A 10,610-nucleotide genomic window follows, 5' to 3' on the forward strand; every position below is an offset into this window, starting at 1 on the left:
ACCGCGCTTGCAGCTGCCATGGGCGAGTTTGAGCTGATCCGCAACTTCTTCGCTGCCGCGCCTTGTGCGCAGGGCGGCGAGGGTGTTGCCCTGGGGATCGGCGACGACTGCGCCTTGCTGGCAGTTGCCCCTGGCGAGCAGTTGGCGATTTCCACCGACACCCTGGTGGCCGGTGTGCATTTCGCCGATCCCTGCGAGCCCTTTCTTCTTGGCCAACGCTCCCTGGCGGTGGCTGTCAGCGACCTGGCCGCCATGGGCGCCACGCCACTGGCCTTTACCCTTGCCCTGACCCTGCCGACGGTAAGCACCGATTGGCTGCAGGCCTATGCCCAAGGCTTGAATGCCATGGCGCAGAACTGCGGGGTGCGCCTGATCGGTGGCGATACCACCCGCGGCCCCTTGACCCTGACCCTGACGGTATTCGGCCGGGTACCTGCCGGCCTGGCCCTGACCCGCAGCGGTGCTCGGGCAGGCGATCTGCTGTGCGTCGGCGGTGACCTGGGCAACGCCGCCGGCGCCTTGCCGCTGGTTCTGGGCCAGCGCAGCGCCGAGCCGGCGCTGGCTGAGCCACTGCTGGCCCATTACTGGTCGCCGCAACCGCAACTGGCCCTGGGCCAGGCGCTGCGGGGCAAGGCCACGGCGGCGCTGGACATCTCCGATGGCTTGCTGGCCGACTGCGGCCATATCGCCACGGCCTCGGCGGTTGGTTTGCAGGTCGAGGTCGAGAAGCTGCCGCTGTCGCCGGCGCTGCTGGGCTTTCTCGGCCAGCAGGGCGCTCGCGCCGCGGCCCTGAGTGGCGGTGACGACTACGTCCTGGCCTTCACCCTGCCACCGGCCGAACTGGCGCCGCTACTGACGGCCGGCTGGCCAGTGCGGGTGGTCGGGCGAGTGGTGGCCGGGCAGGGGGTGACCCTGCTGGATGCCGATGGGCAGGACATCACCCCCGGCACCCGGGGTTATCAACACTTTCCGGAGACACAGTGACAGATCATCCCAAACAGGTCCCGGCGGAGTTCGTACCACCGTCGGTGTGGCGCAACCCCTGGCATTTCCTGGCCTTCGGCTTTGGTTCCGGCACTTTGCCCAAGGCGCCGGGCACCTGGGGTTCGCTGGTTGCGCTACCCTTTATCCCGCTGTGGCAGATGTTGCCGGACTGGGGCTACTGGCTGATGCTCGGCATCACCATGCTGTTCGGCTTCTGGCTGTGCGGCAAGGTGGCCGACGATCTGCGGGTGCATGACCACGAAGGCATCGTCTGGGATGAAATGGTCGGCATGTGGATCACCCTGTGGCTGGTGCCCGAAGGCTGGTACTGGCTGCTGGCAGGTTTCCTGATGTTCCGCTTCTTCGACATTCTCAAGCCCTGGCCGATTCGCTGGATCGACCGGCATGTGCATGGCGGCGTCGGCATCATGCTCGACGACGTCCTCGCCGGGGTGTTTGCCTGGCTGGCGATGCAAGGGCTGGTGTGGTGCTTCAGCTGAGGAAATAGGCATGGGTGTGTGCCGCGCGCTGCTGGTATTGCTGGTTGCCTTGAGCTGTTGCAGCGTCCGGGCCGCGGAGCCGCAGGCGCAGCCCAGGCACATTCGCATCGCCAGCGAGGTCTGGAGCGATTACACCGAAGCCAACGGCGAGGGGCTGGGCTGGGACATCCTGCGCGAAGTCTTCGAGCCGCTGGGTGTGACCATCGAACGTTGCAGCGTGCCCTATACCCGTTCGGTCGGGCTGGTACAGCGCGGCGAAGTGGACGCCCACATGGGTGCCTACCGCGATGAGTCGCCGGGTGTGCTTTACCCCCACTGGAACTACGACACCGATCACATCTACGCCCTGGGACTGGCCAGCAACCCCGAGTTGAGCCTGGCGACTATCGCCAGTTACCGACTGGTCTGGGTGCGCGGCTACAAGTACCAGGACTACCTGCCCAATATCCGTCGCTACAACGAGATCCGCCGGCGCATCGGCATCCTGCCGATGCTGCTGTACAGCCGCGCCGACTATTACATCGATGCCCAGACCGAGATCGACTACGTGCTGGGGCAGGCCTCCGATCCGAGCCAGTTCAAGCGTACCCACCTGACCGAGCTGCCGCTGTACCTGGGGTTCGCCAGCAACCCGCGCGGGCGGGAAATGCGCGAACTGTACGACCAGCGCATGGCACAGCTGGTGAGCACCGGGCGTTTGCGGCCGATCTTCGAACGCTGGAAACAGCCTTATCCCTTTGACGGGAGCCCTTAGCCGGCGGTGCGTTGATCAAACTTATCGATCTTTATCTCCGATAATTCAGCCTAAGCGTCCAGTGGAGGCTGCTGTTACAATGCCGCCTCTGCGAATCTCCAGTCCTCATACAGATCAGGAGCACAACAGTGCCCGTCGTTTTTGTTGCTGCTTGCAAGCTGCCTACGCCTTTTGCGCAATTCACCATGCATGGTTTTCTCGATGAAGCTACCGGCCGCGAGCATGTGGTGCTCAGCCTGGGCGATATCGCCGACGGCGCTCCGGTTCTCGGCCGCCTGCACTCCGAGTGCCTGACCGGCGATGCACTGTTCAGCCAGCGTTGCGACTGCGGCTCGCAACTGGAAGCCGCCCTGCAGGCCATCGCCCGCGAAGGTCGTGGGGTGTTGCTGTACTTGCGCCAGGAAGGCCGGGGTATCGGCCTCTTGAACAAGATCCGCGCCTACGAACTGCAGGACGGTGGCGCCGACACCGTGGAGGCCAACGAACGCCTGGGCTTTGCCGCCGACCAGCGCGACTACGCCATGTGCCTGCCGATGCTGGAGCACCTGGGGGTCAAGTCCCTGCGCCTGATGACCAACAACCCGCGCAAGGTCAAGGCCTTGACCGAGATGGGGATCCAGGTCGCCGAGCGCGTACCGCTGCACACCGGCCATAACCCGCACAACAAACTCTACCTGGCGACCAAGGCCAGCAAGCTCGACCACATGATGGGCAACGAGCACCAGGGCGAGGTCGACCGCGCGTGACCCGGGGCCAAGTCAAGCGGCGCCTGACCGTCAGTTGGTGGCAATACCTGGCCCTGGGCCTGTTGCCGTTGTTCGTGATCAACGCGCTGTTCGGCCAGGGCGAGCCCATCCTGCCGGTGCTGGCGATGCCGTTCTTCATTGCCGGGGTGGCATCGATGTTCGTCAGCCTGCGCTTCTTCGGCGGCTACAAGCACGCCCTGATCGCCACCCAGAAAGCCCTGGACACTCCCGAGGAACCGGCGGCCTGGATCAACCTTGCGGCCAGCCGGCGGGTGGCGTTCCTGGCGGCGTCGCTGCCGGCCTGGATCGGCACCCTGGCGGTGTTCGTCGGCCTGGAAGCGGTGCCGCTGATGCTTCTGGCGGTGTCCACGGCGGTGCTGTTCTACCTCTATCGCATTCCGCGTCAACTGGGCTGATGCTGCGCTGGCTGGCGGTCCTGTGCCTGCTGGCCAGTGTTCCGGCGCTGGCGGCGCAGCGGGTGGTGAGTCTTGCGCCATCGCTCTCGGAAATCGTTGTAGAGCTGGGGGCTGCCGAGCTGCTGGTGGGCGTGCTGGATGCCGGTGAACGGCCCGCGCCGCTCAAGGACCTGCCTTCGGTGGGGCGCTACGGCCAGCTGGATATCGAGCGCTTGCTGAGTCTCAAGCCTGATCTGCTGTTGCTCTGGCCGGGCAGTGTCGGCCCGGCCCAGCGCGATCAACTGGCGCGCCTGGGGATCCCCACCCTGGTTGCCGAACCCCATGACTTCCCGCAACTGACCGCGCAGATTGCCGAGATCGGCGAGCGCCTGGGTCGCCCGGCGGCCGGCCGCGAGCTGGCCGCCGAGTTGAACGGGCAACTGGCTGCATTGCGCGTCCGCTATCACCGCGAACCGCCGTTGCCGGTGTTCTATCAGGTCTGGGACCAGCCGCTGTATACCGTGGGTGGTGGGCAGATCATCAGCGAAGCCTTGAGTGTCTGCGGCGCGCGCAATGTGTTTGCCGACCAGCAACTGCCGGCGCCCCAGGTCAGTATCGAGTCGGTGTTGCAGCGCAATCCGCAGGCGATCCTCGCCACCGCCCAGGGACAACTGGATGCCTGGAAGGACTGGCCGGAGGTCGCGGCGGTGCGGCAAGGGCGGTTGCTGCTGGTAAGGGACAAGGGCCTGGAGCGGCCCAGCGGGCAGATGATTGCCGCGACGGCCAGGCTCTGTGCCTTGATCGCACCTGAGCGCTGAGCCCCTTCACCGGCAGGCCTTGCCCTAGGGGCCTGTAGGAGCCGGCTTGCCGGCGAAGGCAGCGGATCTTACAGCTCAGGCGTCCAGGTCACGCCGAGCATCCAGGTACGGCTTTCGCTGCGGTAGCCATAGTCGTTGCCGTTGTACTCGTAGAGCGCGCGGCTATAGGACTTGTCGACGATGTTGTCGAGTTTCAGGTCCAGCTTCACTTCCTGATTGATCGCCCAACTGCTTCGCAGTCCGAGCAGGCCGTAGCCGCCAATCGGGACCTGCTTTTTCGTGCTCAAGTCCTCACGGCTCTTGCTCACCAGTTGCCAGCTGGCACCTAGCGCCAATTGGTCGAACTGCCGGTCTAGATCCAGATTCAAGGTGCGGCGGGCACGGCGCGGCAGTTGATGGCCATCCTTGCGATTGCGCGGATCAATGATCGCGGTGCCGATGCTGGTCTGCCAGCCGAACAGTTCCTGTTTCAGGGCCGCTTCGAAACCGTTGATTCTCGCTGCGCCAACGTTTTCCGGGCGTTGGGCTATGCGGTCATAAATGATTGCGTCCTTGATATCGGTGCGGAAGATCGAGGTCTCCAGGCGAGTGCTTTGCGTCAGTTGGTTACGCCACTGCAATTCATAGCTCTTGGAGTGTTCCGGCTTGAGGTCGGGGTTGCTGAAGCCGGGGTAATACAGGTCGCTGAAGTTGGGCGCTCGGAAACCTTCGCTATAGGAGAGCAGCAAGTCATTGTCCGGGTTGAGCGGCAGGGTAAAGGTGCCGCTCCAGGTGTTCTGGCTGCCATATTGCTGGTTCTGGTCGCGGCGCAGACCCAGCTCGGTGGAGAAACTGTCACCGCGAAAGCGGTGCTGAATGAAGGCCGCCCGGTTCCAGCGGCTGTCTTCGGCAAATCGCGCCGGGCTGGTATTGAGCCGGTCTTCGTACCAGTCAGCGCCGAGGATCAGGCTGTTGTGTTCGTCCAGGCGCAGATCGTTCTGCCAGTTCAGCGAGTCCCGGTAGGTATTGAATACGTTTCGTTCGTCACTGAGTTTGTCGCGCTTGAGGTCGCGGTTCTCGCTATGCCCCAGCTCTACTCGCGACGTCCAGTAATCATTGATGTGCGCATCGAGATAGCCGCTGACGCTGCTGACACTGAAGTCGGTGTAAGGATCCTGGGCGAAGACGTCGTAGCTTGAGTCGTAGCGCCCGAAGGGGTTGTCATAGCGCGTGCGACCACGGTTATCCAGCAGGTTGAGGCCTACCTCCAGGTCATCGTTCAGCGCATGGCTGAGGGTGAAGCTCAACGACTTGTTGCGGTAACCATCATGGTCGGCATCGCTGGGGAACGATTCCTGGGTCCAGTCGATCCCGGCGGTTTCATCCAGGTTGGCGCCGAGGCTGAAGCGTGTCTGTTGATCTCCACCGGACAGTCCCAGGCTGCGCTCCCAGGTCTGGTTGCTGCCAGCGGCGACGCGCATGCGCCCATGGAGCCCCGAGTCCGCTCCGCGCCGGGTGAAGATCTGGATCACCCCGCCAATGGCGTCGCTGCCATAGATCACTGAGCGCGAGCCACGCAGTACTTCCACCCTTTCTATCTGCTCGATACTGATGAACTGCAGGTTACTGTCGCCGCTCGATGAGCTGCTGATGCGCTGGCCGTCCACCAGCACCAGGCTCTGGGCCGAGTTGGTGCCGCGAATGAAAATGTTCGGCAGGTTGCCGCGCCCGCCGCCCTGGGCTACCTGCACCCCCGGCACCCGCTGCAGCAGGTCGGTGAGGCTGCCGGGTTGCAGGCGGTCGATGTCTTCCCGGGTGAATACGGTGTTGGCGGCGCTGCTGTCATTGCGCGCTTCCACCTGGCGGTTGGCGCTGATCAGCATTTCGGGCAGTTTCAGGGCCTGATCGCGGTCGGGGGTGTCGGCAAAGAGTTCGGCGCAGGGCAAAAGGCAAAGCGGCAGGGCCAGGCGAGAGAGTTTCATGGCTATTCCGTTGGCGCGGCTCGGCCTTCGCCGCAAAGTGGGAGAGGCTGCACAGTGAAGGCCAAAAAGCGACGCCCGCATGGCGGGCGTGCAACAGCGGCTACAGCTGGCCGTTGTGGATCAAGCCAGGCCCAGCAGCGCCAGGCGCTGGCGCACCGAGGCCTCGATGCCGGCTTCGTCGAGGCCGCACTCGGCGAGCATCTGCGCCGGTTTGGCGTGCTCGACGTAGGCGTCCGGCAAGCCCAGGTGGAGGATCGGCTTGAGGATGTTTTCCCGTGCCAGGTATTCGCTGACCGCACCGCCGGCGCCACCCATGATGGCGTTTTCCTCGATGGTCACCAGCAGTTCGTGGCTGCTGGCGATCTCGCGTACCAGGGCTTCATCCAGTGGCTTGACGAAGCGCATGTCGACCACCGTGGCGTCGAGGTTCTCGGCCACTTGCAGGGCTTCGGCCAGTTGCACGCCGAACACCAGCAGGGCCACTTGCCTGCCCTGGCGGCGGATCACGCCCTTGCCGATCTCGATCGGTTCCAGGCTCTTGTCGATCGGTGCGTTGGGGCCGGTGCCGCGCGGGTAGCGCACGGCCGCAGGGCCGTTGTACAGGTGCCCGGTGCTGAGCATCATGCGCAGCTCGTTCTCGTCGCTCGGGGTCATCACCAGCATGCCGGGGATGCAGCGCAGGTAGGAGAGGTCGAAGCTGCCGGCGTGGGTCGGGCCGTCTTCGCCCACCAGGCCGGCGCGGTCGATGGCGAACAGCACGTCGAGGTTCTGTACCGCCACATCGTGGATCAGCTGGTCATAGCCGCGCTGGAGGAAGGTCGAATAGATCGCCACCACCGGCTTGGCGCCCTCGCAGGCCATGCCGGCCGCCAGGGTCACGGCGTGCTGCTCGGCAATTGCCACGTCGAAGTAGCGCAGCGGGAAACGCTCGCTGAAGGCCACCAGGTCCGAACCTTCCTTCATCGCCGGGGTGATGCCCACCAGGCGCGGGTCGGCGGCGGCCATGTCGCACAGCCATTCGCCGAACACACCTGAATACTTCGGCCCGCCGGCCTTTTTTGGCGCGGCCGCCGGGGCGTCCAGGGGTTCCAGCTTGGTGATGGCGTGGTAGCCGATCGGGTCGACCTCCGCCGGGGCGAAGCCCTTGCCCTTCTTGGTCACCACATGCAGGAACTGCGGGCCCTTGAGGTCGCGCATGTTGCGCAGGGTGGCGATCAGGGTCGGCAGGTCATGGCCGTCGATGGGGCCGATGTAGTTCCAGCCCAGTTCTTCGAACAGGGTGCCGGGGACCAGCATGCCCTTGGCGTATTCTTCGGTGCGGCGAGCGATTTCCCAGGCCCCGGGCAGGCGCGACAGCACTTTCTTGCTGCCTTCGCGCATGCTGGCGTAGGTGCGGCTGGAGAGAATCTTGGCCAGGTAGTTGGACAGCCCGCCGACATTGCGCGAGATCGACATGTCGTTGTCGTTGAGGATCACCAGCATGTTGGCGTCCACTTCCGGCGCGTGGTTCAGGGCCTCGAAGGCCATGCCCGCGGTCAGGGCGCCGTCGCCGATCACGGCGATGGCCTTGCGCTCGCTGTTCTGCAGGCGGGCGGCGATGGCCATGCCCAGGGCAGCGCTGATGGAGGTACTGGAGTGGCCGACGCCGAAGGTGTCGTACTCGCTCTCGGAGCGCCGCGGGAAGGCGGCCAGGCCGTCTTTCTGGCGCAGGCTGGCCATCTGCTCACGGCGCCCGGTGAGGATCTTGTGCGGATACGCCTGGTGACCCACGTCCCACACCAGCCGGTCGTCCGGGGTGTCGAACACGTAATGCAACGCGATGGTCAGCTCGATGACCCCGAGGCCGGCACCGAAGTGCCCGCCGGTCTGGCCGACCGTGTAGAGCAATTCCAGGCGCAACTCATCGGCCAGGGTTTCCAGCTCGGCTTCGCCTAACCGGCGCAGGCCGTCCGGCGTCTGGGCGCGGTCGAGCAGCGGCGTGGTCGGGCGTTTGCGGGGAATCTCATGAAACGTCGTGGGCATCAGGCGAATCGTTATAGGTATAGAAAGAGGCGGCAGTTTACCTTATGCATCGCAAGCTGCCCACGCAGAGCGCCGAACTTGGCCGATATGCGGTCCTGCTGCGGACCGCCGATCAGCTGCGGCGTTCGACGATATAGCGCGCCAGCTCGCGCAGCGGCTCGGCCGCTGCGTCAAACGGACGCAGGGCATGCAGCGCCTGGTCGCGCAGTTCCAGGGCGTACTCCTTGGCTGCGGCCAGGCCCAGCAAGGCCGGGTAGGTCGGCTTGTCCCGGGCGATATCGGCGCCCTGGCGCTTGCCCAGGGTGGCGGTATCGCTTTCGACATCGAGAATGTCGTCCTGCACCTGGAACGCCAGGCCAATGGCCTGAGCGTAGGTTTGCAGGGCCTTGAGCTCGTCCTTTTCGGCCCGGCCGCTGGCCAGGGCGCCAAGGATCACGCTGGCTTCGATCAGTGCCCCGGTCTTGTGCCGATGCATGTATTCCAGGGCCTGCTGGTCCAGCTTGAGCCCCACGGAGCCGAGGTCGATGGCCTGGCCGCCGACCATGCCCGCCGGGCCCGCGGCCTGGGCCAGGGTGGTGACCATGCGCAGGCGGATCTCGGCGCTGGCGTCGCTCAGGGCCGGGTCCAGCAGGGCGCTGAAGGCCAGGCTCTGCAGGCCGTCGCCGGCGAGGATCGCGCAGGCTTCATCGAAAGCCTTGTGGGTAGTGGGCTGGCCGCGGCGCAGGTCGTCATCGTCCATGGCCGGCAGGTCGTCGTGCACCAGGGAATAGGCGTGGATCAGCTCCACCGCGCAGGCGGCGCCGTTGGCTTGCTCGGGCTTGCCGCCCAGGGCCTCGCAGGCGGCGTAGGCCAGCAGCGGGCGCACGCGCTTGCCGCCATTCATCACGCTGTAGCGCATGGCTTCATAGAGGCGGGCAAGTTCGGGGCTAGGGGCGGTGAACAGGGTGTGCATTGCAGCGTCGACGCGGGCCTGGCTGGAGGCCTGATAGGTGGTAATCATTCCGGCTGTTCCGCATCGAAGGGCTGTTCCGCAAGCTCGCCATCGCGCTCCAGGAGGATCTGCACCTTCTGCTCGGCCTGGGCCAGGGCCGCCTGGCAATCGCGGGTCAGGCCGATGCCTTGCTCGAAGGCGGTCAACGAGTCTTCCAGCGACAGCTCGCCGTTCTCCAGACGCTCGACCAGGGTTTGCAGGTCGGCGAGGGATTGTTCGAAATCTAAGGCAGCTTTTTTGCGGGCCATGGCGGCTATCCCGGTTGACGTTAAACCGGCGCGACACTAGCAGACAGCGGGGTTTCGGGCAAATGAGAAGCGCCCGCTGGCGGGCTTCGGGCGGGGGCGTTGGGGTAGGGGGGGCGGGGGTTTTCACGACGCGCGTTGCTCCCGGGAGTGAAGGGGGTGATGGCGCTGTAATGGCACTTGCTGCGGGGGTTTCAGGGCATTGCCGATTCCCTCGCAAATTCCTTTTTCGGCAATTGTGCAACAGGCGCCAAGTCGCTAATCTGCGGCCTTTCCAACGCCCTTTGTTGCCGGGCACTCTTTCTGAATATTTGCAGCCGCGCCGAGGATCTGGCGCCAGGGTTTTCCCATGCATGGCAGGACGCATTACATGCGCGCTCTATCCTCCCTTCTGCTGACCTTGCTGCTGGCCGGGCCGGCATTCGCCGAGCCTTCTGCCGAGCTGCAGGAACCCCTGGCCGGCTGGCGTTATTCCGGCCTGCTGGACCGCACCGAGCAGGATCGCGTGGCCTATCCGACGCCGCCCATCGACCGCGGCATCCAGCGCAACCGCACCCTGATCGAAGGCCAGCTCAAGGCCATTGGCCATTTGCGCCAGCCCCACAGCCTGTCGGTCAACGGCAACCCGTTGAATCTCTACACCGACGAGCAGGGCCGTTTTGCCCGGCCCTATGCGTTCGGTGCCGGCTCCAACAGCGTCGAAGTGCGCAGTTCCGAGGGCAAACCCCTCAAGCGCGTGCAGTTCTATGAAGCCAACCTGAACAAGACTCCACCGCGCATTCGCGTAGTGCTGGGCTGGGACGATCCCAAGGCCGAGCTGGACATGCACATCATTACCCCGGACGGTCAGCACGCCTTCTTCGGCCACCCCGGCCTGACCAATGGCGGCGGCCTGGACCCGGACGGCGTCGATGGCCCGGGCCCGGAAATGTTCACCATGACCGCACCGCTGCGGGGCACCTACCTGATCTACGTGAACTACTGGGGCAACTTCGGCAGCGGCGGATACAACTTCGACGAAGGCAGCAATCAGAACGAGGTGATCACCTCGCAGATCAACCTGATCCTTAACGAAAACACCGTCGATGAGAAACGCGAGACCTTTATCGTGCCCATGCGGGCCATCGGCGACCTGTTGCTGGTCAAGTCTTTCAACTATTGAACATCCCGCACCACGGATGAATTGGGCTTTGT

At 64.8% G+C, this 10,610-nt stretch carries 11 protein-coding genes; 7 read left to right on the forward strand and 4 right to left on the reverse strand.

Annotated features, from left to right (window positions below; all coding sequences use genetic code 11):
* The first annotated feature begins 18 nt into the window (after positions 1-18).
* The 6 genes from thiL to BM382_RS29315 all read left to right on the forward strand — a co-directional run bounded on the left by thiL (position 19) and on the right by BM382_RS29315 (position 4,197).
* The gene (gene thiL / locus BM382_RS29290) at positions 19-984 is read left to right on the forward strand and encodes a thiamine-phosphate kinase (protein WP_011063733.1); all 966 of its coding nucleotides are present in this window, start codon (positions 19-21) and stop codon (positions 982-984) included.
* Positions 981-1,484, forward strand: a complete 504-nt coding sequence (locus tag BM382_RS29295) for a phosphatidylglycerophosphatase A family protein (protein WP_011063732.1) — start codon at positions 981-983, stop codon at positions 1,482-1,484. Before thiL ends, BM382_RS29295 begins: the two co-directional genes overlap by 4 nt.
* Before the next feature lie 10 nt (positions 1,485-1,494).
* Positions 1,495-2,238: a substrate-binding periplasmic protein gene (locus BM382_RS29300; RefSeq protein ID WP_015637198.1), complete on the forward strand. Its 744-nt coding sequence runs from the start codon at positions 1,495-1,497 to the stop codon at positions 2,236-2,238.
* Positions 2,239-2,366: 128 nt separating this feature from the next.
* A complete protein-coding gene (gene ribA, locus BM382_RS29305) occupies positions 2,367-2,984 on the forward strand; it encodes a GTP cyclohydrolase II (protein WP_011063730.1) in 618 nt (205 codons plus the stop codon).
* Positions 2,981-3,400 (forward strand): hypothetical protein, encoded by a 420-nt coding sequence (locus BM382_RS29310; RefSeq protein WP_011063729.1) that lies wholly within the window; start codon positions 2,981-2,983, stop codon positions 3,398-3,400. Before ribA ends, BM382_RS29310 begins: the two co-directional genes overlap by 4 nt.
* A complete protein-coding gene (locus BM382_RS29315) occupies positions 3,400-4,197 on the forward strand; it encodes a cobalamin-binding protein (RefSeq protein ID WP_072444896.1) in 798 nt (265 codons plus the stop codon). The genes BM382_RS29310 and BM382_RS29315 overlap by 1 nt, the downstream gene beginning before the upstream one ends.
* Positions 4,198-4,265: 68 nt before the next feature.
* Here BM382_RS29315 and BM382_RS29320 read toward each other — a convergent pair whose 3' ends face one another.
* From BM382_RS29320 to BM382_RS29335, 4 genes are all read right to left on the reverse strand, one after another.
* Complete coding sequence (locus BM382_RS29320; RefSeq protein ID WP_072444897.1) at positions 4,266-6,158, reverse strand: TonB-dependent receptor plug domain-containing protein; 1,893 nt, start codon at positions 6,156-6,158, stop codon at positions 4,266-4,268.
* A gap of 120 nt (positions 6,159-6,278) precedes the next feature.
* Positions 6,279-8,180 (reverse strand): 1-deoxy-D-xylulose-5-phosphate synthase, encoded by a 1,902-nt coding sequence (dxs, locus tag BM382_RS29325; RefSeq protein ID WP_065363609.1) that lies wholly within the window; start codon positions 8,178-8,180, stop codon positions 6,279-6,281.
* Between the two features lie 112 nt (positions 8,181-8,292).
* Positions 8,293-9,180: a (2E,6E)-farnesyl diphosphate synthase gene (gene ispA / locus BM382_RS29330; RefSeq protein WP_072444899.1), complete on the reverse strand. Its 888-nt coding sequence runs from the start codon at positions 9,178-9,180 to the stop codon at positions 8,293-8,295.
* The gene (locus BM382_RS29335; protein WP_011063724.1) at positions 9,177-9,419 is read right to left on the reverse strand and encodes an exodeoxyribonuclease VII small subunit; all 243 of its coding nucleotides are present in this window, start codon (positions 9,417-9,419) and stop codon (positions 9,177-9,179) included. The genes ispA and BM382_RS29335 overlap by 4 nt, the downstream gene beginning before the upstream one ends.
* A gap of 367 nt (positions 9,420-9,786) precedes the next feature.
* On the opposite strand from BM382_RS29335, the gene BM382_RS29340 reads away from it, so the two are divergent.
* Positions 9,787-10,578, forward strand: coding sequence for a YfaP family protein (locus BM382_RS29340; RefSeq protein WP_011063723.1), 792 nt, complete (start codon positions 9,787-9,789; stop codon positions 10,576-10,578).
* Positions 10,579-10,610 lie beyond the last annotated feature (32 nt).

The organism is Pseudomonas sp. NFPP25, assembly GCF_900116505.1.
Lineage (GTDB): Bacteria > Pseudomonadota > Gammaproteobacteria > Pseudomonadales > Pseudomonadaceae > Aquipseudomonas > Aquipseudomonas protegens.

What these genes read in the sequence shown, in the direction of transcription:
- thiL (WP_011063733.1), top strand. Translation starts at nt 19, where the DNA reads ATGGGCGAGTTTGAGCTGATCCGCAACTTCTTCGCTGCCGCGCCTTGT.
- BM382_RS29300 (WP_015637198.1), top strand. Translation starts at nt 1,495, where the DNA reads ATGGGTGTGTGCCGCGCGCTGCTGGTATTGCTGGTTGCCTTGAGCTGT.
- BM382_RS29315 (WP_072444896.1), top strand. Translation starts at nt 3,400, where the DNA reads ATGCTGCGCTGGCTGGCGGTCCTGTGCCTGCTGGCCAGTGTTCCGGCG.
- BM382_RS29320 (WP_072444897.1), bottom strand. Translation starts at nt 6,158, where the DNA reads ATGAAACTCTCTCGCCTGGCCCTGCCGCTTTGCCTTTTGCCCTGCGCC.
- dxs (WP_065363609.1), bottom strand. Translation starts at nt 8,180, where the DNA reads ATGCCCACGACGTTTCATGAGATTCCCCGCAAACGCCCGACCACGCCG.
- ispA (WP_072444899.1), bottom strand. Translation starts at nt 9,180, where the DNA reads ATGATTACCACCTATCAGGCCTCCAGCCAGGCCCGCGTCGACGCTGCA.
- BM382_RS29335 (WP_011063724.1), bottom strand. Translation starts at nt 9,419, where the DNA reads ATGGCCCGCAAAAAAGCTGCCTTAGATTTCGAACAATCCCTCGCCGAC.
- BM382_RS29340 (WP_011063723.1), top strand. Translation starts at nt 9,787, where the DNA reads ATGCGCGCTCTATCCTCCCTTCTGCTGACCTTGCTGCTGGCCGGGCCG.